Here is a 23977-nt window from a genome sequence, read left to right on the forward strand (position 1 = left end):
TCTCGTGCGTCTCCCGCCTCTCGTGCGTCTCCCGCCTCTCGTGCGTCTCCCGCCTCTCGTGCGTCTCCCGCCTCTCGTGCGTCTCCCGCCTCTCGTGCGTCTCCCGCCTCTCGCGTGTCTCCCGCCTCTCGCGTGTCTCCCGCCTCTCGCGTGTCTCCCGCCTCTCGCGTGTCTCCCGCCCCCGCGCGGACCCTCGGCAGTGGCCCCGGCACGTTCCCGCGGAAGCGGCGGGCGCGTCCGGTCGCCTCGCACACTCCCGTGTGCCGACCGTCGTTCCCTGGAAGGCTGGGGCCCATGAGACTCTTCGCGGCGGTGCTGCCCCCTGCCGGTGCGGTGCGTGAACTGGCCCCGGACGTGGACGCGTTGCGGCGCATGCCGGGAGCGGACGCCTTGCGCTGGACCGGCCGCCCCGGCTGGCACTTCACGCTCGCGTTCTACGGAGAGGTCGCCGACGAGATCGTCCCGGACCTCACGGAGCGGCTGCTGCGGGCCGGCCGGCGCACCGACCCGTTCCCGCTGTCCCTGCGCGGCGGCGGGCACTTCGGCGGGCGGGCCCTGTGGGTGGGCGCCGCGGGGGACATCGCGACCATGCGGCTGCTGGCGGACCGGGCGGAGGCGGCGGGCCGCAAGGCGGGCGTCGAGATGGAGGAGCACCGCCGCTACCGGCCGCATCTGACGGTGGCCCGCAGCCGCGACTCCGCGGACTTCAAGCCGTACGTCGCCGCGCTGGACGCGGTCGACGGGACGTCCTGGACGGTGGGTGAGCTGTGTCTCGTCCGCAGCAACCTGCCGACGTCGGGAGTGCCCGGTGAGCAGCCCCGATACGAAACAGTGGCCGGTTGCCCGCTGGGGGCGGGCGACGGGACCGGCCCGGCGGCCCGTTAACCTCGGTGGCGTGAACCCGAAGACCCGTAACCGGATCATGGCCGGTGTGCTCGTGCTGATGTTCTTCGTCGTGGCCATGGCGGCGGCGGTCAGATAGCGACCGCCACCGCCGGACGCGCGGACGCCGGACGCGCGGCCGGCGTCCGGCGGTCACCCCCGCGGCCACGGTCCCGCGACGAGGCGAAGGCCCCGCGGGGACAGCCACGGCCGCGCCACGAGACGAACGCCCCGCGGGGACGGTTCGTCTACCAGGCGAATGCCTCGGGGGACGGGCCCGGGCCCGGGAAGATCTCGTCGAGACCCTCCAGGACGTCCTCCGACAGTTCCAGCTCCACCGCGCGCAGCGCCGATTCGAGCTGTTCCGCGGTGCGCGGGCCCACGATGGGGCCCGTGACACCGGGGCGGGTCAGCAGCCAGGCCAGCGCGGCCTCTCCGGGCTCCAGACCGTGCTTCTCCAGCAGATCCTCGTACGCCTGGATCTGGGCGCGTACGGCCGTGTCGGCGAGGGCGTCGGCGGACCGGCCGCTCGCCCGGCGGCCGCCCTCGACCTCCTTCTTGATCACCCCGCCCAGCAGTCCGCCGTTCAGCGGCGACCAGGGGATGACACCGAGCCCGTACTCCTCGGCGGCCGGGATGACCTCCATCTCGGCGCGGCGCTCGGCGAGGTTGTAGAGGCACTGCTCGCTGACCAGGCCGATGGTCCCGCCGCGGCGGGCGGCGATCTCGTTGGCCTGGGCGATCTTGTAGCCGGGGAAGTTGCTGGACCCCACGTAGAGGATCTTCCCCTGCTGTACGAGGACGTCGACGGCCTGCCAGATCTCCTCGAACGGGGTGGACCGGTCGACGTGGTGGAACTGGTAGATGTCGATGTAGTCCGTCTGGAGCCGCTTCAGGCTCGCCTCGACCGCCCGCCGGATGTTCAGGGCGGAGAGCTTGTCCTGGTTGGGCCACGGGTCGCCCTCGGCGCCCATGTTCCCGTACACCTTGGTGGCGAGGACGGTCCGGTCCCGGCGGTCGCCGCCCTGGGCGAACCAGTTGCCGATGATCGACTCCGTACGGCCCTTGTTCTCGCCCCAGCCGTACACGTTCGCCGTGTCGAAGTAGTTGATTCCCGCGTCGAGCGCCGCGTCCATGATCGCGTGGCTGTCGGTCTCGTCTGTCTGCGGGCCGAAGTTCATGGTGCCGAGGACGAGTCGGCTGACCTTGAGCCCCGTGCGTCCGAGCTGTGTGTACTTCATGGTTCACCAGCCAACGACGTGGAGTGCGCTCTAGGCAAGAGCGGGCCGGGCGACGGCGGGGAGAGGGCCGAGGGCGATCGGAGCCGGACGCGGGGGAGAGCGTCGGACGCGCCTGTCAGGCCGGCCGGGCCGTATACGGCTCGCCTAGGTCCCACGCCTGGTGCATCGCCTCCGCGAAAGCCTCCGCGATCCTGTGCTCGCCGCTCGCGTTCGGGTGGGTGCCGTCGTAGGTGTCGAAGGCGATGTCGTACGCGGAGGGCGGGGACGCGAGCAGCAGCGGGGAGCGCGGTTCGTCGAGGTCGGCGATCGTCTTGGCGAGGAGCTCGTTGAACGCGGTCACCTCGGCGGCGAAGGGGGCGTCGTCCCGGGCGCGGACGTTCGGTATCACCCCGAGCAGGACCATGCGGACGCGCGGGTTCGCGGCGCGGGCCTCGGCGACGAAGGCGCGGACGTTGTCGGCGGTCTGGACGGCGTTGGTGTAGAAGCCGAGGTCGATGAGGCCGAGCGAGACCAGCAGGACGTCGGCGCGCTGGGCGCGGACCGCCTCGCGGATCAGCGGGGTCATGTGCAGCCAGCCCTCGCCCCAGCCGGCCAGATGGGCGCAGGGGAACTCAGGGTCCGCGTACTCGTACGAGTCGGGGGCGTCCGTCGCCTTGTCGTGGAGCGTCTCGCGCGGGCCGACGATCTTGAACGGGCCTCCGTACGTCGCGCGCAGGTGCTGCCACATCCGGTAGCGCCACGTGTGTTCGCCCGCGCTACCGATCGTCATGGAGTCGCCGACGGGCATGAACCTGAGCATCCGATCATCATGGACGATCGGCCCGGATGCCATGGGCCCGGACGGTGTGAGGCTGGACACGCCCGCGCGGGGTCCGGCGCGGTGCACCGGTCCTGGCGGGGAGCGGGGGCCTGGCGGTACGCGTCCGGGCGGACGGCGGCGACGTGAACGGGCGGGTGGGATGGCAGGCTTGGGCCATGCGCCGATCCCACTCGTACGTGTCCGGAGCCGCCGCCGGAGCTCTTGCCGGAGCGGCCCTCGTCCTCGCTCTGGCGGCGCCCGCCCTCGCCGACGGAGGGGACGGGGGATTCACCGTCAAGGACCCCCGGATCAAGGAGTCCAGCGGCCTCGTCGCCTCACGCATCCACCCGGGCGTCTACTGGACCCACAACGACAGCGACGACGGGCCGTACCTGTACGCGGTCGACAGCCGTACGGGCGAGACCGTCGCCAGGATCACCATGAGCGGGGTCGGCGCGCCCCGGGACGTCGAGGCGATCTCCCTCGGCCCCGACGGCGATCTGTACGTCGGTGACATCGGCGACAACCTCGGCGGCAAGTGGGACCACGTGTGGGTCTACAAGCTCCCCGAGCCGAAGGTGCTCAAGGACCAGACGATCCGCGCCACCCAGTACGTCGTGAAGTACTCGGACGGTCCCCGCAACGCGGAGGCGCTGATGGTGCATCCCAAGACGGGGCGCGTCTACATCGCCGACAAGGACGAGGACGGCGGCCACCTCTACGAAGGTCCCGCCGAGCTCTCCGCCACCTCGACCAACGTCTTCAAGCCGGTCGCCACGATCGACCTGTGGGTCACGGACGGCGCGTTCTCCCCCGACGGCCGGCAGCTCGCCGTGCGCGGCTACTTCGGCGGTATCGCCTACGCGTGGAACGACGGCCGGATCAAACGCCAGGAGCGCCTGAACGTGCCCCTCCAGGGCCAGGGTGAGTCGATCACCTACACGCCCGACGGATCGAAGCTCATGTACGGCAGTGAGGGCGCGGACAGCCCCGTGGAGCCGGAGGACGCGCCGGGTGCCGCGGGGTCCGGCTCCAACTCGTCCTCCACGGGCGGAGGTTCGGCCGCCGGGGGCGGGAGCGGCGACGGGATGAGTGGTCAGGTGAAGGTCGGCGCCATCGCGGTCGCGGCCCTCTTCGCCGTGGTGTTCGGCTTCAGGCGGCTGCGCCGCCGCTGACCCGCGGTCACGGGCCCTACGCACGGCGAAGGGGCGCCCCGCGCTCGCGCGCCGGACGCCCCTCAGCCGTCGTTCCGCGGTTACAGCTTCTCGATCACGTAGTCGATGCAGTGCGTCAGCGCCTCGACGTCCGCCGGGTCGATCGCCGGGAACATGGCGACGCGGAGCTGGTTGCGGCCGAGCTTGCGGTACGGCTCGGTGTCGACGATGCCGTTGGCGCGCAGCACCTTGGCGACGGCGGCGGCGTCGATCTCGTCGGCGAAGTCGATCGTGCCGATGACCTGCGAGCGCTTGGCCGCGTCGGTCACGAACGGGGTGGCGTACTTGCTGTCCTCGGCCCAGCGGTACAGGCGGGTCGAGGAGTCCTTCGTACGGGCCGAGGACCAGGCGAGGCCGCCCTGGCCGTTGATCCACTCGAGCTGCTCGTTGAGCAGGAAGATCGTGGCCAGCGCGGGGGTGTTGTACGTCTGGTTCTTGCGGGAGTTGTCGATCGCCGTGGGCAGCGAGAAGAACTCCGGGATGTGCCGGCCGGACGCGTGGACGCGCTCGGCGCGCTCGATCGCGGCCGGGGAGAACACGCCGATCCACAGGCCGCCGTCGGAGGCGAAGGACTTCTGCGGGGCGAAGTAGTAGACGTCCGTCTCGGCGATGTCGACGGGCAGGCCACCGGCGCCGGAGGTGGCGTCCACCAGGACGAGGGCGCCCTCGTCGGCGCCCGCGACCCGCTTGACGGGGGCGGCGACACCGGTCGAGGTCTCGTTGTGGGTGAAGGCGTAGACGTCGGCGCCCGCCTCGGCGACCGGCTCGGGGTGCGTGCCCGGGTCGGAGGAGACCACGGTCGGCTCGGCGAGCCACGGGGCGAGCTTGGCCGCCTTCGCGAACTTGGAGGAGAACTCGCCGAACGTGAGGTGCTGCGACTTGTTCTCGATCAGGCCGTGCGTCGCGACGTCCCAGAACGCGGTGGAGCCGCCGTTGCCGAGGACGACCTCGTACCCGTCGGGCAGGGAGAACAGCTCGCGCACGCCCTCGCGCACCTTGCCGACCAGGTTCTTGACCGGGGCCTGACGGTGGGATGTGCCGAGCAGGGAGGCGCCGGTCGCGGCCAGCGCGTCCAGTGCCTCCGTCCGCACCTTGGAGGGGCCGGCGCCGAATCGTCCGTCGGCGGGCTTGAGGTCAGCGGGGATCTGGATATCAGCCACGCCAGGAGCCTAGCCGTTCCGGGAAACCTCGGTGAAACGTCGTCCGTCGGCTGAGACGGGGCATGTTGACGCCACGGCCGCCGGAGGAGCCGTGGCGGCTCCTCCGGCGGCCGTGCCGTCACGCCTGGTCAGTTCACTCGGCGGTGAGCCGGACCGGCAGCTCGAACAGGTCGTTCTGTGTCACCACCGGCTTGTTGCGCAGTTCCGACACCGGGACGGCCAGGTCCAGGGACGGGAAGCGCTCGTACAGGGCGGGCAGGGCGACGCCCGCCTCCAGGCGGGACAGGGCGGCGCCGGGGCAGACGTGGGGCCCGTGGCCGAAGGAGATGTGCCGGTTCTTGCCGGTGCGGCTGATGTCGAACTCGCCCGCGGTGGGCCCGTGGGCGTTCTCGTCACGGCCGATGGCGCCGTACGACACGATGAGCGCGTCGCCCGCCGGGATCACCTTGTCGCCGACCGGGACGTCCTCCGTGGCGAAACGGATGAGGACGTGGGAGGTCGGAGTGGCGTAGCGCAGGGTCTCCTCGACCACCGCGGACCAGTCCGCCTCGCCGGACAGCACGAGGGCGCGCTGCTCGGGGTGGGCGGACAGGTTGACGACCGCGTTGACGATGAGGGAGATCGTCGTCTCGTGGCCGGCCGCGACCATGAGCTGGAGGGTGGAGACGATCTCGGCGTCGGTGAGGTGGTCGCCGTCCTCGGAGGCCAGGATCAGCGCGCTGGTCAGGTCGTCGCCCGGCTCGGCACGCTTGGCGGCCACCGTCTCCGCCATGATCCCGGCCAGCTCGGTGAGGGTCGCGATGACCTCGGCGGGCGGGGTCTGCGTCGAGAAGAACTTCTCGAACAGCTCCTTCAGCCGCGGCAGCCGGGACTCTTCGATGCCCATGAGGTCGGCGATCACGAACATGGGCAGCGGGTAGGCGAAGTCGGCCTTCAGGTCGACGACGTCCCCGCTGAGGTTGTCGAGCAGACTCTCCGTCAGCTTCGCGATCCGCTCCCGCATCTGCTCCACCCGGCGCGGGGTCAGCGCCTGCGCCACCAGGGTGCGCATCCGCCGGTGGTCCGCGCCGTCCACGGTGAGCATGGAGCGGCCGGGGTTGGCGAGGCCGATCAGCGGCCAGTCGGCGGGGATCTCGCCGCGCTGCCAGGCGCCCCAGACGTTGATGTCCTTCACCAGGCGGGGGTCCGTGAGCAGGGCGCGCGCCTCGGCGTGGTGGGTGACGGCCCACACCGGGACACCGCCGGGCAGTTCGACGGCGGCGAGCGGCCCCGCGGCGCGCAGCGCGGCGCTCTCGCCGTCCAGGTCGGCGACGAAGGGGTCCAGGGCTATGCGGGTCTCTTCGGTACCGGTGGTCATGCGGGGGTGCCTCCAAGTGCTGGGGTGGGGGTGAAGCGTTTTCCCCCGGGGCATGGGGACAGCCCCGGGCCCCGGCCGGACGGGGTGGGTGCCGGCCGGGTGCGTAGGGGGTCTCAGAGGACGGGTACGGGCGTGAACCGCACGGGCAGTTCGTTCAGCCCCCGCAGCCACGGGGAGGGGCGCCGGGTCAGCGTCTGGGCGGGCACCGAAAGGTCGATGTCCGGCAGCCGGTCCAGTACGACCTCGATGCCGGTCCGCGCGATGACCTCGGCGACCTCCTGAGCAGGGAACGGGCAGCGGTGCTCCCCGTGACCGAAGGAGAAGTGGGCGTTGTTGCCGCCGGTGAGCGCGGAACTGTCGGTGCGGACCTGGGGATCGGAGTTGGCGCCCTGGAGACCGAGCAGCAGCAGGTCGCCGGAGCGGATCCGGCGGCCGCCGAGCTGGGTGTCGCGGGAGGCCCAGCGCCCGGCCACGTTCTGGGTCGGGGTGTCCTCCCACAGGACCTCGTTCATGGCCTCGGCGACGCTGTGCCGGCCGCCGAACAGGGAGGCCGCGAACCGCTCGTCGGTGAGCATCAGCCGCAGCGAGTTGCCGATCCAGTCGGCCGTCGGCTGGTGGCCGGCGGCCATCATGACCATGAGGTCCTGGACGATCTCCATGTCGTCGAAGCCCGCGGTGTTGGCGAGCATCCGGGAGACGACGTCGTCGGCGGGCGTCTCCTTGCGGTCGGCGATCAACCGGGCCATGGAGGAGGCCAGATGCTGCTGTCCGGCCAGCGCGCCCTCACGCCCGTTGATCATGTCGTTCAGGGCGGTGACCAGGCCGGGACCCTGCTCGTCCGAGAAGCCGTAGAGCGTCGCGAGGACCCGCACGGGCAGCAGGGCCGCGTAGTCGCCGATGAGGTCCGTCTCGCCCTCGGGGCAGATCGCGTCGATCAGCTCGTCGGCGACCTTCTCCGCCTGGGAGCGCAGTTCGAAGGGGTCGACGGCTTCGAGGGCGTCGCTGATCATCGCGGCGCGTTCCCGGTGGCGCTCGCCGACGGTGTACAGGATGGAGGGCTGCCTGCGGCCGATCATCGGCAGCAGCGGCCAGTCGTCGGGGATGCGCTCCCACTGGCTCCACAGCTCCGAGTCCCGGCTGAATAGCTGGGGGTCGCCGGTGACCTGGTGCAGTTCGCGGTAGCCGAGCACGAGCCAGGCCGGGATGTCGCCGTCGAGGACGACGGGCACGACGGAGCCGTGGTCGCGCCGCATCTCCCGGTACAGCTCGGCGGGTTCGGTCTGGAACCGCGGTCCGCCGAGGGGGACGGGCGCGATGGTGGAGGCGGGGGTCACAGCGCGGGCTCCGGTGATTGAAGGGCGCCTTCCGCGGCCGCGGCGCCGTGACGGGCGTAGTGGGACTGGATGTGCTCCACCAGCGTGATCAGCACCTGCTTGCTGGACTCCCGGGAGCGGGCGTCGCAGTCGAGCAGCGGTACGTGCGGGTCGAGGTCGAGGGCCGCGCGGATCTGCGCCGGGGTGTGCGCGGGCCCGCCGAAGTCGTTGCAGGCCACGATGAAGGGTGTGCCGTGGTGCTCCAGCCGGTCGATGGCGTACCAGGACTCGTCGATGCGACGGGTGTCGACCAGGACGATCGCCCCGAGCGTCCCGGAGAACAGCCGGTCCCACAGGAACCAGAACCGCTCCTGCCCGGGCGCGCCGAACAGGTACAGGATGTTGTGCGTGTCCAGCGTGATGCGGCCGAAGTCGAAGGCGACGGTGGTCGCGGACTTGCCGTGCACCTCGCTGATGTCGTCGACGGTCTCGCCGGCCTGGGTCATCGTCTCCTCGGTGTTGAGGGGACGGATCTCGCTGACCGAGCGGACGAGGGTCGTCTTGCCGACGCCGAAGCCGCCCACGATCACGATCTTGAGGCCGTTGTCGGCTGACGCGGACAGGGGCGCACGAGCGTCAGAGGTTACGGAGTCCAACGAGCACCTGCTCCAGGATGTCGGGATCGGGAAGGCCGGAGGGAACCGTCGTGTGTGGGTGACGGGCGCTGACCCGGCCGGTGGAGAGGAGGTCGGAGAGCAGGACGCGGGTGATCGACACCGGCAGCTTCAGCTCCGCCGCGATCTCCACGACCGCCGTCGGCCGCTCGCACATCCGCAGGATCGCGGCGTGCTCGGACTGCATGCCCACCGCCGGATCGCACTCGGCGACCACCAGCGTCACGAGGTCGAACGGGGTGTCCGGGCCGGACCGGCTGCGCCCTCCGGTGAGGGTGTACAGCCGGTCGGGCGCGTCGTCCCGGCCAGGACGGCTCATGACGACCGGGGCGGCGAGGTCAGGTGCTCGCCGAGTTGTTCCACGAGTTCGCTCATGTTGTGTCCCACCAGCCCGGCGTCGGCGTCCTCGGCGGTGACGACGGCGAGGTGCGCGCCGTCGCCGGCCTCCACGATGAACAGCACCCCTCCGTAGAACTCGGCCATCGCCGAGCGGACGCCGCCGCTGCCGTCGCCGAACTCCACGGAGGCGCCGTGGGACAGCGACTGGATGCCGGCGGCGATGGCGGCGAGCTGGTCGGCCTGGTCGACCGACAGCTCCGGGGTGCGGCACAGCTTCAGTCCGTCGCGGGAGAGCACGAGCGCGTGCCGTGCGCCCGGGGTGCGCTCGAGGAGGCCCTCGATGAGCCAGGTGAGCTTCTCGTCGGCGGTGATGGTGCCGGTCATGAAGTGGTGTCGCCTTCCGGGAGCGCGTGCGCGGTGGGGGTCGGGGTGGGGGCGGTGGTGGACGCGGATGCGGGGTCCTCGGCCCGTGCCGGTGCTTCCGCCGGGGCCGGATCGTCGGCCGCCACGGGCCCGGGGGCGCCCGGCGCCGTGCCGCGGACCGCCTGGCGGAAGGTGCCGAAGCGGGCCGCCGGCCGGTTCTTGGGGTCGTCGCCGGTACGGGGTTCGGGGGCGGCCGGGGGTGTGACGTGCGAGCGGCTGCGCTCGGCGTGGGCGAGGGTGCGTCCGCGGCGGCGCTTGGGCAGGCCGCCGGTGGCCGCGAGGCCCTGCTCGTGCCGGGGCGAGTCGTGGGTCGGGACGGGGTCGGGGTCGAGATCGCCGGACGCGTGGGCGGCGTACGACACGGGGGACGCGGGTGACACGGGGAACTCGGGGGATTCCCGGTGCGTACGGGACTCCTGCGATTCCGGCGACCGCGCGGACTCCGGGCCGTCCAGGGACCTCTGCGCGGACGTGTGGCCGTCGACGGCGGCCGGGGCGGCGGGGACGGGCTCGGGTCCGACGGGCAGCGGGGCCGCGCCGAGGGGGATGTTCGGCTGCGTGAGGATGTCCTGCGGTATCAGGACCAGGACGCCGGTGCCGCCGCGGGCGGAGGGCCGGAAGGACACCTTCAGGCCGTGCTTGCGGGCCAGCCGGCCGACCACCGCGAGACCGAGGCGGGTGCCGGTCAGGCCGCCGAGACCGGCCGGGCCCACCGCCTCCCCGGAGACGGCGCGTTCGGCGCGGCGCAGTTGCACGTCGCCCATGACCAGGCCGCTGTCCTCGACGGAGACGATGACACCCGCCGGGACCTCCTCGACGTACACATGCACTTCGGCGGTGGGCGGCGAGAAGTTGGCGGCGTTGTCGAGGAGTTCGGCGAGCGCGTGCATCACGCCCTCGGCGGCGTGGCCGGAGACGGCGGCCTCGCTGGCGGAGTGGACGCGCACCCGCTGGTAGCCGCCGATGCGGCCCATGGCGCCGCGCAGGATGGACTCCATGACGATCGGGCGGGCCCAGCGGCGCCCCGAGCGCGCGCCGGTCAGGACGGCGACGGAGTCGGCGAGGCGGCCCGCCTGCGCGGTGCGGTGGTCGAGGTGGAGGAGGTCGGCGAGGACGTCCTCGTCGGAGTGCCGCTCCTCCATGGCCCGCAGGTCGGCGAGCATGCCGGTGGAGAGCGCCTGCATGCGGGCGGCCGCGTTGGCGGTCGCGGAGATCGCGGCGGCCCGGTCGCCGACGGCCCGCCGGGTGCGTTCGGAGAGTTCGGCGTTGCGCTCGGTGAGCCGGGCGCGGTCGCCGGTGAGCCGCGTCCGCTCCTCCGCGAACTGCTCGGTGAGGCGGGCTCGTTCACGCTCGGCCGTATCGGTCAGGCGGATCCGGTCCTGGGCCGCGGCCTCGGCGGCGCGACCGCGTTCACGGGCGGCCTCGTCGGCGAGCCGGGCCCGCTCCTGGCCGAACTCCTCGGCCAGCCGGGCGCGTTCCTGCAGGAGCCGGCCGGCGTCCTTGGTCACGCTGTCGAGGCGGCGGAGCGCGATGCGTCTGGCCTGCACGGCGTGGGCGGCCACCGTGACGGCGGCGCACAGCAGTACCGCGGCGACGCCGGTGCCCCAGGCCAGGGGCACGCGGGCGGGCTCGGGGGCCAGCAGGACGGCGGCCACCACGGCTGCGGCGGCCGGGACGGCTGCGGTCAGCGCGGCTTTCGCCGTGGCGCGGGGGGTGGGTCGTTCGCCGGAGGGCTGGGGCGGGGTCATCAATGGGTCCTCGGTCGTGTTCCTGGGGGGAGAACGTGTCCTCGGTCGTGTCCTCGGTCGGTCCTGGGCGAGAAGCGACACATGATGCTCAACTCGCCGTCACTATATGAGAGTTCGTGATCCGATTGGGAAGCTTCGAAAAGCGGTTTCATGATCGCCCCCGCATATCGGGGCCTTTCGGGTGCGCGGCCGGAGGGCCGCCGCCGAAGCCCGGCGGCATTCTGGAGACATGACGGATCTGGGTGGACGGCCGGAAGGAAAGCCCGAGGGGAAGCCCGACGGACAGCCCGAGGGGAAGCCCGACGGACAGCCCGAGGGGAAGCCCGACGGACAGGCCGGGGAGAGGCGGACCGGGCGTCCCGACGGACAGGCCGAGGGTGAACCGGGCGGGCGGTCCCGGCGGCGAGGTCGGGGACGGGCCCCCGGACGGCTCGGCGGTCCGTCCGGGGACGGGCCGGACGGGCTCCCCGCAGGAGGGCCGCAAGCGCCGTCCGACGAGCTCCGGTCCGAGCTGGTGCGGGCCGTGCGCGGCGAGGTCTCCTTCGACGTGACGGCGCGGGCGCTGACCACCATGGACGCCTCCAACTACCGGCGCGTACCGCTCGGTGTGGTGGCTCCGCGGGACGCCGACGACGTGGCCGCCGCGCTCGCCGTGTGCCGCGCCCACGCGGTGCCGGTCGTGGCGCGCGGCGGCGGCACCTCGATCGCCGGGCAGGCCACGGGCACCGGCGTCGTCCTCGACTTCACCCGGCACATGAACCGGATCCTCGCGGTCGACCCGGAAGCCCGTACGGCCGTCGTCCAGCCCGGTGCCGTACTCGACCGCCTCCAGGAGGCCGCGGCCCCGCACGGCCTGCGTTTCGGCCCCGACCCCTCCACCCACAGCCGCTGCACCCTCGGCGGGATGATCGGCAACAACTCCTGCGGCTCCCACTCGGTCGCCTGGGGCACCACCGCGGACAACGTGCGGGAACTCACCGTCGTCGGCGCGGCCGGTGACACCCGCCGCCTCGGCCGGGCCTGGCAGGGCGCCCCGGACGGCCTGAGGGCCCTGGTCGAGAGCGAGTTGGCGCTGCTGCGGACCGGCTTCCCCGAGCTCCCGCGGCGGATCTCCGGGTACGCCCTCGACGCGCTCCTGCCCGAGCGCGGCGCGGACACCGCCCGCGCGTTCTGCGGCTCCGAGGGCACCTGGGGCCTGCTCACCGAGGCGGTCGTACGACTGGTCGAGGCACCCCGGGCGCGGGCGCTGGCCGTCCTCGCCTACCCCGACGAGAGCGCGGCCGCGGACGCCGCGGCCGGCCTGCTCGGGTACGGGCCGCTGACCGTGGAGGGGATGGCCGCCGATCTCGTGCCCGCCGGCGCGGCGCTGCCGGCCGGCGGGGCCTGGCTGTTCGTGGAGACCGGCGGCGGATCGCCGGCCGAGGCACGCGCGCGTGCGGACACGATCGTGCGGGCCGCCGACGTACGGGACGCCCTGGTGGTCACCGACCCGGCCGGGCAGCGGGCGCTGTGGCGGCTGCGGGAGGACGCGAGCGGCACGGCGACCCGGATGCCGTACGCGGGGGACGACGCCCTGTCCGGCCGGGGCCGCGGGCTCGGCGGCGAGGCCTGGCCCGGCTGGGAGGACTGCGCGGTGCCGCCCGCCCGGCTCGGCGCGTACCTCCGCGACTTCCGCGCCCTGCTCGCCGCCCACGACCTGCACGGCACCCCGTACGGGCACTTCGGCGACGGCTGCGTCCACGTCCGGATCGACTTCGACCTGATCTCCGCGGCGGGCGTCACCCGCTTCCGGCGCTTCTCGGAGGAGGCCGCCCGCCTCGTCGTCTCCCACGGGGGCTCCCTGTCCGGCGAGCACGGGGACGGGCAGGCCCGCGCGGAACTGCTGCCGGCCATGTACGGCGCCGACATGGTCCGCCTCTTCGAGCGGGCCAAGGACCTCTGGGACCCGCGCGGCCTGCTCAACCCCGGCATGCTCGTCCGCCCGCACCGGCTGGACGAGAACCTGCGCTTCGCGGTGCTGCCGCACCGGCCGGTGGACGTGGAGTTCGGCTATCCGGCGGACGGCGGCGACTTCTCGGCGGCGGTGCGCCGCTGCGTGGGTGTCGCCAAGTGCCGGACGGCAACGGCCCCGGGCGGCGACGGGGTCATGTGCCCCTCCTTCCGGGCGACCGGCGAGGAGGCGCACTCCACACGCGGCCGGGCCAGGCTGCTGCACGAGATGCTCGCCGGCGAGATCGTCACCGACGGGTGGCGCTCGACGGAGGTCCGGGACGCGCTGGACCTGTGCCTGTCGTGCAAGGGATGCCGGTCCGACTGCCCGGTCGGCGTCGACATGGCCACGTACAAGGCGGAGTTCCTCCACCACCACTACGCCGGCCGCCGCCGTCCCGCCGCCCACTACGCCCTGGGCCGGCTCCCCTTCTGGCTCGCGGCCGTGACCCGCACCCGCTCGGCCCGGCTCGTCAACTCCCTCGTGTCCCTGTCCCCGGTGGCCGCCGCGGCCAAGCGCCTGGCCGGGGTCGCACCCGGACGGGACATCCCGCGGCTGGCCCCGGAGACGTTCAGCCAGTGGTGGTCGGCCCGGTTCCGGGACCGGGCACGGGCGTACGTGCGGGAGCGGCGCCGGGGTGGAGCGGGCGGGGCGGGCCGCGAGGGGCGGCGGCCCGGGGCCGAGCTGTTCCCGGGGTTCGGGGGCAGGACGGTCCTCCTGTGGCCGGACACCTTCACCGAGCACCTGGAACCCTCCGTCGGACGTGCCGCCGTACGGGTCCTGGAGGCCGCCGGACTGGCGGTGCTGCTGCCGCCGAGGAGGGTGTGGCGCCACGGGCCCGTCGGCGACGGGGTCACCAGGGGCCCCCTCCGCCCGGGCGCGCTGCTCCCGCGCCGCCGGCAGCGCGTGTGCTGCGGACTGACGTACGTCTCGACCGGCCAGCTCGACCGCGCCCGCGCCGTCCTGCGCCGCACCCTGGACCTCCTGGAGCCCTACCTCTCCATGGACGGCCTCCCGGTCGTCGTGCTGGAGCCGAGCTGTGCCGCGGCCCTGCGCACGGACCTGCCCGAGCTGCTGCCCGGCGACCCGCGCGCGGCGCGGCTGGCGGCGGCGGTGGTGACCTTCGCGGAGGCACTGGAACGGCACGCGCCGGACTGGACCCCGCCCCGCCTGGACCGCCCGGCGGCCGGCCAGACGCACTGCCACCAGCACGCGGTCCTCGGCGACGGGGCCGAACGCCGGCTGCGCGAGGCTGCGGGCCTCACCGGCACCCTCGCCGGCGGCTGCTGCGGACTCGCGGGCAACTTCGGCTTCGAGAAGGGCCACGAGGAGGTGTCGCGGGCCTGCGCGGAGGAACAGCTCCTGCCGGCGGTCCGGGCGGCCGGCGAGACCGCCGTGATCCTCGCCGACGGCTTCTCCTGCCGCACCCAGTTGGCCCAGCTCTCCGGCCGCCGGGGCCGCCACCTGGCGGAGGTACTGGCACAGGCGCTGGACGACGGCCCGCGGAACGACGGGTCCGCGGGAACCGCGTAAGTACGCTGGGACGTCACCGGCCGAAGGACTTCGAGGAGCGACCCGCATGACCCTCCGCCTGCAGTCGATCACCCGCGACGAACATCTGGCGTTCGTCCGCTCGCGGCCCTCGGCCAGCCATATGCAGGTGCCGTCCTGGGGGGACGTGAAGCCGGACTGGCGTGCGGAGAGCCTCGGCTGGTTCGACGCGGACGGCCGCCTCCGAGGGACCGGTCTCGTGCTCCTGCGCCCGCTGCCGAAGGTCAAGCGGTACCTCGCGTATCTGCCCGAGGGTCCCGTCATCGACTGGCACGACCCGGACCTCGCCGAACGCTGGCTCCGGCCGATGGTCGCGCATCTGAAGTCACGCGGCGCGTTCACCGTGAAGATGGGCCCGCCCGTCGTCACGCGCCGCTGGAGCGCGGACACGGTCAAGACGGCCATCGCCGATCCGGTGGCGCGGCGCCTCGGCGAGGTGACGGCTTCCTCGCACGAGCCGGGCGCCGCCGAGATCGCCGAGCGGCTGCGGGCCATGGGCTGGCAGCGGACCGAGCCGGGCGGCGAGGACGGCTTCGCGGCGGGCCAGCCGCGCTACGTCTTCCAGGTCCCCTTCGCCGGACGCTCCCTGGAGGAGATCCACAAGGGCCTCAACCAGCAGTGGCGGCGCAACATCAAGAAGGCCGACAAGGCCGGCGTCGAGGTGGTCAGGGGCGGTTACGACGACCTGCCCGCGTTCTACGAGCTCTACGCGGAGACGGCGGAACGGGACCGCTTCATCCCGCGCCCGCTGCCGTACTTCCAGCGGATGTGGACCTCGCTGACGGCCGAGGACCCCGACCGCATGCGGCTGTATCTCGCCCGCCACGAGGGCGACGTCCTGGCCGCGGCCACCATGCTGACCGTCGGCAGCCATGTCTGGTACTCCTACGGCGCCTCCACCGGCCGCAAGCGCGAGGTGCAGCCCAACAACGCCATCCAGTGGCGCATGATGAGCGACGCCCACGCGCTGGGCGCCGCCGTGTACGACTTCCGCGGGATCACCGACACCCTCGACGAGAGCGACCACCTCGTCGGACTGCTGCGCTTCAAGGCGGGGGCGGGCGGCGAGGCGGCGGAGTACCTCGGGGAGTGGGACCTCCCCATCAACCGGCTGCTGCACAAGGCGCTGGACGTCTACATGTCCCGTCGCTGAGGCGGAACGGGCCGGTCCCGGTCTCAGCATCCAGGACAGCTCCATAAGCGGTTCACACTCCTGACGAAGTCCACTACCCTGGACTCGGTAGTGCATCGTGATGAACGCCCGACCGTAGCCAGCCTCCAGGACCGCCCGTGAGCACCCCCAGCGCCACCACCTCGTCGTCCGCACCCGTTCCCGGGACGGAGCACGCCCCCGTGTCCCCGGGCGGCGCGCCCGGTCGTCTCGGTTCCCTCGGGCCCGTCGGGCTGGTGCTGGCCGGGGGGATCTCGGTCCAGTTCGGCGGCGCCCTCGCGGTGACCCTCATGCCGCGGGCCGGCGCGCTCGGCGTGGTGACCCTGCGTCTGCTCGCCGCCGCGGTGATCCTGCTCGTGTTCTGCCGTCCCCGGCTGCGCGGCCACTCGCGCGCCGACTGGGGGACGGTCGCCGTCTTCGGCATCGCCATGGGCGCGATGAACGGCCTCTTCTACGAGTCGGTCGCCCGCATCCCCCTCGGCGCCGCCGTCACCCTGGAGGTGCTCGGCCCCCTCGCCCTCTCGGTGCTGGCCTCCCGCCGCGCGGTCAACGCGGTCTGGGCGGGCCTCGCCCTGTGCGGGGTCTTCCTGCTGAGCGGCGGAGGGTTCGGCTCCCTGGACCCGGTGGGCGTGGCCTTCGCGCTCGGGGCGGGCGCGATGTGGGCGGCGTACATCGTCTTCAGCGCCCGTACGGGCCGCCGTTTCCCGCAGGCCGACGGGCTCGCGCTGGCCATGGCCGTGGCGGCGCTGCTGTTCCTCCCGCTGGGGATCGCCGAGTCCGGCACCCGGCTCCTGGACCCGACCACGGTGGCGCTCGGCTCCGCGGTCGCGGTTCTCTCCTCGGTCCTGCCCTACACCCTCGAACTCCTCGCGCTGCGCCGCCTGCCCGCCTCCACCTTCGCGGTCCTCATGAGCCTGGAGCCCGCGATCGCCGCGACAGCGGGCTTCCTCATCCTCGACCAGTCCCTGTCCGCGACCCAGTCGGCCGCGATCGCCCTGGTCATCGGCGCGAGCATCGGCGCGGTGCGGACCCAGGTGGGCCGAGGCAAGGCAACACTCCCGCTCGACGCCCCCTGACCCCACCAGGCGCCCCGGGTGCCACGCGCCCCGGCGGCCGCCGGGGCGCGCCTGGCTCAGGAAGCCGTGTCCAGCCACTCCGCGAACGCAGGGCCCGTCAGCCGGGCGTCCGCACCCGGGAGCAGGCCGCCGTTCTCGAACAGGTCCCGCTCCGGGTTGGCCGGGTCGCTCACGGCGATCACCTTCGCGGCCGGGTCCCGGCGGGACAGCAGCAGCCGGGCCGCCTCCTCCAGGCTCTCCTCGCGCGGACCGGCCACCTCCGGGAACGGGGCCCGCGCCCCCGGTGCCTCCTCCGCCTCCGCCATCTCCACCAGCGCCTCCGCGACGGTCCGCGCCGCGACGAGCCGGGTCCGCATCCTCGGGACGTGGACGGTGTCGCCCTGGCGCCCCCACTGCGTGAACTGCTCCACCAGCTCGTGGAACTGCGCCGCCCGCAGCACCCGCACCGGCACCGGTCCCGCCAGCACCGCGCGCTCGTGCTCCAGCTTGGCCGCGTTGTAACCGGCGACCGAGGCGTCGATGCCGATGATCGACACGACGACCAGCCGGCCGACCCCGGCCTTCTGCCCGGCCTCGTGCAGATTGCGGGCCGCGGCCGTGAAGAACTCCGTCGCCACCTCCCGGTCGGGCGAGGGCGTGCTGGACGCGTCGATCACGACGTCCACACCCTCCAGCGCCTCGGCCAGTCCGGCGCCGGTGACGACGTCGACCCCGGTGGCCCGGGACATCGGTACGACCGTGTGCCCGCGCTCCGTCAGCACGTCCACGACATGCCGCCCGAGCCGCCCGGTCGCCCCGGCCACCGCGATCTTCTTGGTCTCGCTCATGCTCACGTCTCCCTCTGTGTCCCTCTTGCCGCGTCGTCATCGGTATGACGGACCGGGGACGGGAGGTGTGACAGGTTCGGGGCGGGAAGCGGAGAAATAAATTGATGCAAGCATGCTTGATTGTTTCTGAGCCCGCTGAGATGCTCCCCCCATGTCCGATCCGACGCCCGTGTTCGACGATCTGCGTGACGAAAGCGAAGAACTCGACCGGCTCGTGGCCGAGTTCGGTCCGGAGCAGTGGGCGCTCCCGACGCCCGCGCCGCACTGGACCGTCGCCCATCAGATCGCCCACCTCGCCTGGACCGACCACTCCGCGCTCCTGTCCGTCACTGACGCCGACGCCTTCCACGGACTCGTCGAGAAGGCGCTCGCGGCGCCCACGACGTTCGTGGACGACGGCGCCGACGACGGGGCCCGGCTGCCGTCCGCCGAACTGCTGGCGCGCTGGCGCACGGGGCGCGCCGCGCTGGACCGGGCCCTGCGGGAGGCCGTGCCGGGCACCCGCTTCCCCTGGTACGGCCCGCCCATGTCCGGCGCCTCCATGGCCACCGGCCGGCTCATGGAGACCTGGGCCCACGGCCAGGACGTCGCCGACGCCCTCGGTGTGGTCCGCGCCCCCACCGACCGGCTCCGGCATGTGGTCCGCATCGGGGTGCGCACACGGGACTTCGCCTTCGCCGCGCGCGGGCTCGCCGCGCCCGCCGAGGAGTTCCGGGTGGAGATCCTCGCCCCCTCCGGCGACACCTGGACCTACGGCCCCGAGGACGCCCCCCAGCGCGTCACCGGCACCGCCCTCGACTTCTGTCTGCTGGTCACCCAGCGGGCGAACCGCGCCGACGTCGACGTCCGTGCCGAGGGGCCCGACGCCGACCGCTGGCTCGACATCGCCCAGGCCTTCGCGGGCCCGCCCGGCGACGGACGCCCGCCGAAGGAGGACACGGAGTGACGCTGCGCATCGGCAACGTCTCCGGCTTCTACGGCGACCGCTTCGACGCCCTGCGCGAGATGCTCACCGGCGGCGAACTCGACGTCCTCACCGGTGACTACCTCGCCGAGCTGACCATGCTGATCCTGGGCCGGGACCGGCTGAAGGACCCCGCCGCCGGATACGCCCGCACCTTCCTGCGGCAGCTCGAGGACTGTCTCGGCCTGGCGCACGAGCGGTCCGTGAAGATCGTGACGAACGCCGGGGGCCTCAACCCGGCGGGGCTCGCCGACGCCGTACGGGAACTGGCCGGCCGGCTCGGCATCCCGGTGCGCGTCGCCCATGTCGAGGGCGACGACCTCACGCCCGCGTACCCGGGCAGTCTCGCCGCCCACGCCTACCTCGGCGGCTTCGGCATCGCCGAGTGCCTGTCGGCGGGCGCGGACATCGTGGTCACCGGACGGGTCACCGACGCGGCCCTGGTCACCGGGCCCGCCGCCGCGCACTTCGGCTGGCGGCCCGCGGACCACGACCGGCTCGCGGGAGCCGTCGTCGCCGGGCACGTGCTCGAGTGCGGGACCCAGGCCACCGGCGGCAACTACTCCTTCTTCGGCGACGGCGACGTACGCCGCCCCGGCTTCCCGCTCGCGGAGATCCACGAGGACGGGAGCTGCGTCATCACCAAGCACCCCGGCACCGGCGGCTTCGTCGACGTCGGCACGGTCACCGCGCAGCTTCTGTACGAGACCGGGGGCGCCCGGTACGCGGGACCCGACGTCACCGCCCGCCTGGACACCGTACGGCTCGTCCAGGACGGCCCCGACCGGGTGCGGATCGAGGGCGTGCGCGGCGAGGCACCGCCCCCCACCCTCAAGGTCGGCCGCAACAGGCTCGGCGGCTTCCGCAACGAGGTGACCTTCGTCCTGACCGGACTCGGCATCGAGGCCAAGGCCGCGCTGGTGCGCGAGCAGATGGGCGACGCCCTCGCCAAGACGCCGCCCGCGGAGGTGCGCTGGGAACTGGTGCGCACCGACCGGGCCGACGCGGACACCGAGGAGACCGCCAGCGCCCTGCTGCGGCTCGTCGTCCGCGATCCCGACCAGGCCACCGTGGGACGCGCGCTGAGCGGGGCGGCCATCGAGCTGGCGCTCGCCAGTTACCCCGGATTCCATGTGGTGGCGCCCCCGGGGAAGGGCGCGCCCTATGGGGTCTTCGAGGATGTGTACGTCCCCCAGGGCGCCGTCGACCACAGGGCCGTCCTGCCCGACGGGAGCCGTCTCTCGGTGATCCCGGCCCAGGACACGCTCGTACTGGAGACACTCGAGGAACCGCCCCTGCCCGAGCCGTTGCCGGCGGGTCCGGCCCGCCGGGCTCCCCTCGGTCTCGTCGCGGGCGCCCGCAGCGGCGACAAGGGCGGCAACGCCAACGTCGGCGTCTGGGTCCGCACCGACGAGGCCTGGCGCTGGCTCGCCCACGAACTGACGGCCGACCGCTTCCGGGAGCTGATCCCGGAGAGCCGCCCGCTGCGGGTCGTCCGGCACGTCCTGCCCGGCCTGCGCGCCCTCAACTTCGTGGTCGAGGGAATCCTCGGCGAAGGCGTCGCCTCCCAGGCCCGCTTCGACCCGCAGGCCAAGGCACTCGGCGAATGGCTCCGCTCCCGTCACCTCGACATCCCGGAGGTCCTGCTATGACGGTCCTTTCGTCCGCCCTGGACGTGGGCGGCCAGGACTACCAGGCGAACCGCGAGGTCATGCTCGCCAAGCTCGCCGACCTCGGCACCGAGCACGCCAAGGCCCTCGCGGGCGGCGGCGAGAAGTACGTCGAGCGGCACCGGAAGCGCGGCAAGCTGCTCGCCCGCGAGCGCATCGAGCTGCTGCTCGACCCCGACACGCCCTTCCTGGAGCTGTCGCCGCTCGCGGCCTACGGCAGCGACTACACGGTGGGCGCCTCGCTCGTCACCGGTATCGGCGTGGTCGAGGGCGTCGAGTGCCTCATCACCGCCAACGACCCGACCGTGCGCGGCGGCGCCAGCAACCCCTGGAGCCTGAAGAAGGCCCTGCGGGCGAACGACATCGCCCTCGCGAACCGGCTGCCCTGCATCAGCCTGGTCGAGTCGGGCGGCGCCGATCTGCCCTCGCAGAAGGAGATCTTCATCCCCGGGGGCGCGATCTTCCGCGACCTCACCCGGCTGTCGGCGGCCGGGATCCCCACGGTGGCCGTGGTCTTCGGGAACTCGACGGCCGGCGGCGCGTACGTCCCCGGCATGTCGGACCACGTGATCATGGTCAAGGAGAAGGCGAAGGTCTTCCTCGGCGGTCCGCCGCTGGTGAAGATGGCCACGGGCGAGGAGAGCGACGACGAGTCGCTGGGCGGCGCGGAGATGCACGCGCGCGTGTCGGGCCTCGCGGACTACTTCGCCGTCGACGAGCGGGACGCGCTGCGCCAGGCCCGCCGGGTCGTCGCCCGGCTCAACCACCGCAAGGCGTACGGCGATCCCGCCCCGGCCGAGCCGCCCAAGTACGACGAGGACGAACTGCTGGGAATCGTCCCCGGCGATCTGAAGCACCCCTTCGATCCGCGCGAGGTGATCGCCCGGATCGTCGACGGCTCGGACTTCGACGAGTTCAAGCCGCTGTACGGGACGAGCCTGACCACCGGCTGGGCGAGCCTGCACGGCTACCCGGTCGGCATCCTCGCCAACGCGCAGGGCGTGCTGTTCAGCGCCGAGTCCCAGAAGGCCGCCCAGTTCATCCAGTTGGCCAACCAGCGCGACATCCCGCTGCTCTTCCTGCACAACACCACCGGCTACATGGTCGGCAAGGAGTACGAGCAGGGCGGCATCATCAAGCACGGCGCGATGATGATCAACGCGGTGAGCAACTCGCGGGTCCCGCATCTGTCGGTGCTCATGGGCGCCTCCTACGGAGCCGGCCACTACGGGATGTGCGGACGGGCCTACGACCCGCGGTTCCTGTTCGCCTGGCCCAGCGCCAAATCGGCCGTGATGGGACCGCAGCAGCTCGCGGGCGTCCTGTCGATCGTCGCCCGGCAGTCGGCCGCCGCGAAGGGCCACCCGTACGACGACGACGCCGACGCGGCGCTGCGCGCCATGGTGGAGCAGCAGATCGAGTCCGAGTCGCTGCCGATGTTCCTGTCCGGGCGGCTGTACGACGACGGGGTCATCGACCCGCGCGACACCCGCACCGTCCTCGGCCTGTGCCTGTCCGCGATCCACACGGCGCCCTTCGAGGGCGCGCGCGGTGGCTTCGGCGTCTTCCGGATGTGAGGGATCACGTGATTGCGAGTCTGCTGGTCGCCAACCGGGGCGAGATCGCCTGCCGGGTCTTCCGCACCTGCCGCGAGGCCGGGGTGCGCACCGTCGCGGTGTATTCCGACGCCGACGAGAACGCCCTGCACACGCGGGAGGCGGACGCCGCGGTGCGGCTGCCGGGTGCGACGCCCGCCGAGACGTATCTGCGGGGCGATCTCGTCGTGCGGGCCGCGCTGGACGCGGGCGCGGACGCGGTGCACCCGGGGTACGGGTTCCTGTCGGAGAACGCGGATTTCGCACGGGCGGTGATCGACGCCGGACTGGTGTGGGTCGGACCGTCTCCCGAGGCGATCGAGGCGATGGCGTCCAAGACGCGGGCCAAGAAGCTGATGGGGCTCGCACCGCTGGAACGGGTCACCGCCGGGGACCTGCCGGTGCTGGTCAAGGCCGCCGCGGGCGGCGGCGGCCGCGGGATGCGGATCGTCCGTGAACTGGCGGACCTGGACACCGAGCTGGAGGCGGCCCGGGCGGAGGCGCTGAGCGCCTTCGGTGACGGCGAGGTGTTCGTCGAGCCGTACGTGGAGGGCGGCCGGCACGTCGAGGTGCAGATCCTGGCCGACGCGCACGGCACGGTCTGGCCGCTCGGCACCCGCGACTGCTCCCTCCAGCGCCGCCACCAGAAGGTGATCGAGGAGGCGCCCGCACCCGGACTGGGCGATGAACTCACGCGGCAGCTCTACGCGTTGTCGGTGCGCGCCGCCCGCGCCGTGGACTACGTCGGCGCCGGCACGGTCGAGTTCCTGGTCGCCGACGGCACCGCGCACTTCCTGGAGATGAACACCCGCCTCCAGGTCGAACACCCGGTGACGGAGGCGGTGTTCGGGGTCGACCTGGTGGCCCTGCAACTGCGGGTCGCGGAGGGGGAGCGGCTGGAGAGCGAGCCCCCGCCCGCGCGGGGCCACGCGGTCGAGGCCCGGCTGTACGCGGAGGACCCGGCGGGCGCCTGGGCGCCGCAGACGGGCATCCTGCACAGGTTCGCCGTCCCGGACGGCGTCCGGCTGGACACCGGGTTCGCCGACGGCGACTCGGTCGGCATCCACTACGACCCGATGCTCGCGAAGGTCGTCGCGCACGCCGCCACCCGCGCGGAGGCCGTGCGGAAGCTGGCCGGCGCCCTGGAGCGGGCCACGCTCCACGGCCCGGTCACCAACCGCGATCTGCTCGTACGGTCGCTGCGGCACGAGGAGTTCACCGGGGCCCGGATGGACACCGGGTTCTACGACCGTCACCTCGCCGCGCTGACCGAGCCGGCCCCGGACCCGTACGCCCCGCTGGCCGCGGCCCTGGCCGACGCGCACGGGCGTTCCCGGTTCGGCGGCTGGCGCAACCTGGCGTCGGCTCCGCAGACGAGGCGCTACCGGATACACGGCGCCGAGCACGAGGCCGCGTACCGGCACACGCGTCAGGGCCTCGCGGCCGACGGGGTGCGCGTGCTGCACGCCGACGCAGGCCGTGTCGTCCTCGAAGTGTCGGGCGTGCGGCGGACGTTCGAGGTCACGCGGTACGACGGTGGCCGGGTCTTCGTGAACGCGACCGCGCTGACCGAGCTCCCCCGCTTCCCCGATCCGGCCGCGGACCGGGCTCCGGGCTCGCTGCTCGCCCCGATGCCCGGAACCGTGGTCCGGGTGGCCGAGGGGCTCGCCGAGGGCGCCGCCGTGCGGGCCGGGGAGCCGCTGCTGTGGCTGGAGGCGATGAAGATGGAGCACAGGATCTCGGCACCGACGGCGGGGACGCTCACCGCCCTGCACGCCGTGGTCGGACAGCAGGTGGAGGTGGGCGCGCTGCTGGCCGTCGTGCGCGAGGAAACGGCACCCGGGGAGGTGCCGACGGACGCCGCCGGGTGAACCGGCGCCCCGCACCCCTCGCCCTCCCGCACCCCTCGTCCTCCCGCACCCCTCGTCCTCCCGCACCCCTCGTACTCCCGCACCTCTCGCACCCTCGTACTCCCGCACTTTC

Annotated in this window: 19 protein-coding genes; 9 read left to right on the top strand and 10 right to left on the bottom strand. The window is 73.3% G+C overall.

Annotated features, from left to right (window positions below; all coding sequences use genetic code 11):
• Positions 1–294 precede the first annotated feature (294 nt).
• Entirely contained in the window at positions 295–885 is a 591-nt protein-coding gene (gene thpR, locus ACWEBX_RS21435) for an RNA 2',3'-cyclic phosphodiesterase (RefSeq protein WP_451886424.1), read from the top strand.
• A gap of 245 nt (positions 886–1130) precedes the next feature.
• On the opposite strand, the gene ACWEBX_RS21440 is transcribed toward thpR, so the two are convergent.
• Positions 1131–2123: an aldo/keto reductase gene (locus tag ACWEBX_RS21440; protein WP_451886425.1), complete on the bottom strand. Its 993-nt coding sequence runs from the start codon at positions 2121–2123 to the stop codon at positions 1131–1133.
• 115 nt (positions 2124–2238) lie between these two features.
• Positions 2239–2922 (bottom strand): SGNH/GDSL hydrolase family protein, encoded by a 684-nt coding sequence (locus ACWEBX_RS21445; RefSeq protein ID WP_451886426.1) that lies wholly within the window; start codon positions 2920–2922, stop codon positions 2239–2241.
• A 176-nt stretch (positions 2923–3098) separates the two neighbouring features.
• Between ACWEBX_RS21445 and ACWEBX_RS21450 the strand changes: the two genes are divergently transcribed.
• A complete protein-coding gene (locus ACWEBX_RS21450) occupies positions 3099–4097 on the top strand; it encodes a WD40 repeat domain-containing protein (protein WP_451886427.1) in 999 nt (332 codons plus the stop codon).
• Positions 4098–4177: 80 nt separating this feature from the next.
• Here the strand turns inward: ACWEBX_RS21450 and serC are convergent, their stop codons facing one another.
• From serC to ACWEBX_RS21485, 7 genes are all read right to left on the bottom strand, one after another.
• Positions 4178–5296, bottom strand: a complete 1119-nt coding sequence (gene serC, locus ACWEBX_RS21455; protein WP_451886428.1) for a phosphoserine transaminase — start codon at positions 5294–5296, stop codon at positions 4178–4180.
• Positions 5297–5429: 133 nt separating this feature from the next.
• On the bottom strand, positions 5430–6653 hold the full coding sequence (locus tag ACWEBX_RS21460) for a cytochrome P450 family protein (protein WP_451886429.1): 1224 nt from the start codon (positions 6651–6653) through the stop codon (positions 5430–5432).
• 113 nt (positions 6654–6766) lie between these two features.
• Positions 6767–7987, bottom strand: a complete 1221-nt coding sequence (locus ACWEBX_RS21465) for a cytochrome P450 (RefSeq protein ID WP_451886430.1) — start codon at positions 7985–7987, stop codon at positions 6767–6769.
• Positions 7984–8622: a GTP-binding protein gene (locus tag ACWEBX_RS21470; RefSeq protein ID WP_451886431.1), complete on the bottom strand. Its 639-nt coding sequence runs from the start codon at positions 8620–8622 to the stop codon at positions 7984–7986. The genes ACWEBX_RS21465 and ACWEBX_RS21470 overlap by 4 nt, the downstream gene beginning before the upstream one ends.
• Positions 8603–8959 carry a DUF742 domain-containing protein gene (locus tag ACWEBX_RS21475; protein WP_451886432.1) on the bottom strand — a complete coding sequence of 119 codons (357 nt, stop codon included), beginning with the start codon at positions 8957–8959 and terminating at the stop codon, positions 8603–8605. The genes ACWEBX_RS21470 and ACWEBX_RS21475 overlap by 20 nt, the downstream gene beginning before the upstream one ends.
• Positions 8956–9363: a roadblock/LC7 domain-containing protein gene (locus ACWEBX_RS21480; RefSeq protein ID WP_261701833.1), complete on the bottom strand. Its 408-nt coding sequence runs from the start codon at positions 9361–9363 to the stop codon at positions 8956–8958. Before ACWEBX_RS21480 ends, ACWEBX_RS21475 begins: the two co-directional genes overlap by 4 nt.
• Positions 9360–11150, bottom strand: coding sequence for a sensor histidine kinase (locus tag ACWEBX_RS21485; RefSeq protein ID WP_451886433.1), 1791 nt, complete (start codon positions 11148–11150; stop codon positions 9360–9362). The genes ACWEBX_RS21480 and ACWEBX_RS21485 overlap by 4 nt, the downstream gene beginning before the upstream one ends.
• A gap of 571 nt (positions 11151–11721) precedes the next feature.
• Between ACWEBX_RS21485 and ACWEBX_RS21490 the strand changes: the two genes are divergently transcribed.
• The 3 genes from ACWEBX_RS21490 to ACWEBX_RS21500 all read left to right on the top strand — a co-directional run bounded on the left by ACWEBX_RS21490 (position 11722) and on the right by ACWEBX_RS21500 (position 16938).
• Positions 11722–14673, top strand: coding sequence for an FAD-binding and (Fe-S)-binding domain-containing protein (locus ACWEBX_RS21490; RefSeq protein ID WP_451886448.1), 2952 nt, complete (start codon positions 11722–11724; stop codon positions 14671–14673).
• 46 nt (positions 14674–14719) lie between these two features.
• Positions 14720–15844 (top strand): lipid II:glycine glycyltransferase FemX, encoded by a 1125-nt coding sequence (locus tag ACWEBX_RS21495; protein WP_451886434.1) that lies wholly within the window; start codon positions 14720–14722, stop codon positions 15842–15844.
• A gap of 137 nt (positions 15845–15981) precedes the next feature.
• Entirely contained in the window at positions 15982–16938 is a 957-nt protein-coding gene (locus ACWEBX_RS21500; protein WP_451886435.1) for an EamA family transporter, read from the top strand.
• Between the two features lie 56 nt (positions 16939–16994).
• Here ACWEBX_RS21500 and ACWEBX_RS21505 read toward each other — a convergent pair whose 3' ends face one another.
• Entirely contained in the window at positions 16995–17765 is a 771-nt protein-coding gene (locus ACWEBX_RS21505; protein WP_451886436.1) for an SDR family oxidoreductase, read from the bottom strand.
• Between the two features lie 151 nt (positions 17766–17916).
• On the opposite strand from ACWEBX_RS21505, the gene ACWEBX_RS21510 reads away from it, so the two are divergent.
• Genes ACWEBX_RS21510 through ACWEBX_RS21525 form a run of 4 tightly spaced genes read left to right on the top strand, consistent with a single transcriptional unit; the run spans position 17917 to position 23865 of the window.
• Positions 17917–18711 carry a TIGR03084 family metal-binding protein gene (locus tag ACWEBX_RS21510; protein ID WP_451886437.1) on the top strand — a complete coding sequence of 265 codons (795 nt, stop codon included), beginning with the start codon at positions 17917–17919 and terminating at the stop codon, positions 18709–18711.
• Positions 18708–20381: an acyclic terpene utilization AtuA family protein gene (locus tag ACWEBX_RS21515; RefSeq protein ID WP_451886438.1), complete on the top strand. Its 1674-nt coding sequence runs from the start codon at positions 18708–18710 to the stop codon at positions 20379–20381. Before ACWEBX_RS21510 ends, ACWEBX_RS21515 begins: the two co-directional genes overlap by 4 nt.
• Positions 20378–21976 carry an acyl-CoA carboxylase subunit beta gene (locus tag ACWEBX_RS21520; protein WP_451886439.1) on the top strand — a complete coding sequence of 533 codons (1599 nt, stop codon included), beginning with the start codon at positions 20378–20380 and terminating at the stop codon, positions 21974–21976. The genes ACWEBX_RS21515 and ACWEBX_RS21520 overlap by 4 nt, the downstream gene beginning before the upstream one ends.
• Before the next feature lie 8 nt (positions 21977–21984).
• Positions 21985–23865 (top strand): acetyl/propionyl/methylcrotonyl-CoA carboxylase subunit alpha, encoded by a 1881-nt coding sequence (locus ACWEBX_RS21525; RefSeq protein WP_451886440.1) that lies wholly within the window; start codon positions 21985–21987, stop codon positions 23863–23865.
• The last annotated feature ends 112 nt before the right edge of the window (positions 23866–23977 follow it).

Source organism: Streptomyces sp. NPDC005070, assembly GCF_053600395.1.

Excerpts from the sequence above, each read along its gene's own strand:
- thpR (WP_451886424.1), top strand. The coding sequence starts at position 295 with ATGAGACTCTTCGCGGCGGTGCTGCCCCCTGCCGGTGCGGTGCGTGAA.
- ACWEBX_RS21440 (WP_451886425.1), bottom strand. The coding sequence starts at position 2,123 with ATGAAGTACACACAGCTCGGACGCACGGGGCTCAAGGTCAGCCGACTC.
- ACWEBX_RS21445 (WP_451886426.1), bottom strand. The coding sequence starts at position 2,922 with ATGCTCAGGTTCATGCCCGTCGGCGACTCCATGACGATCGGTAGCGCG.
- ACWEBX_RS21450 (WP_451886427.1), top strand. The coding sequence starts at position 3,099 with ATGCGCCGATCCCACTCGTACGTGTCCGGAGCCGCCGCCGGAGCTCTT.
- ACWEBX_RS21460 (WP_451886429.1), bottom strand. The coding sequence starts at position 6,653 with ATGACCACCGGTACCGAAGAGACCCGCATAGCCCTGGACCCCTTCGTC.
- ACWEBX_RS21475 (WP_451886432.1), bottom strand. The coding sequence starts at position 8,959 with ATGAGCCGTCCTGGCCGGGACGACGCGCCCGACCGGCTGTACACCCTC.
- ACWEBX_RS21480 (WP_261701833.1), bottom strand. The coding sequence starts at position 9,363 with ATGACCGGCACCATCACCGCCGACGAGAAGCTCACCTGGCTCATCGAG.
- ACWEBX_RS21485 (WP_451886433.1), bottom strand. The coding sequence starts at position 11,150 with ATGACCCCGCCCCAGCCCTCCGGCGAACGACCCACCCCCCGCGCCACG.
- ACWEBX_RS21490 (WP_451886448.1), top strand. The coding sequence starts at position 11,722 with ATGGACGCCTCCAACTACCGGCGCGTACCGCTCGGTGTGGTGGCTCCG.
- ACWEBX_RS21495 (WP_451886434.1), top strand. The coding sequence starts at position 14,720 with ATGACCCTCCGCCTGCAGTCGATCACCCGCGACGAACATCTGGCGTTC.
- ACWEBX_RS21505 (WP_451886436.1), bottom strand. The coding sequence starts at position 17,765 with ATGAGCGAGACCAAGAAGATCGCGGTGGCCGGGGCGACCGGGCGGCTC.
- ACWEBX_RS21510 (WP_451886437.1), top strand. The coding sequence starts at position 17,917 with ATGTCCGATCCGACGCCCGTGTTCGACGATCTGCGTGACGAAAGCGAA.
- ACWEBX_RS21520 (WP_451886439.1), top strand. The coding sequence starts at position 20,378 with ATGACGGTCCTTTCGTCCGCCCTGGACGTGGGCGGCCAGGACTACCAG.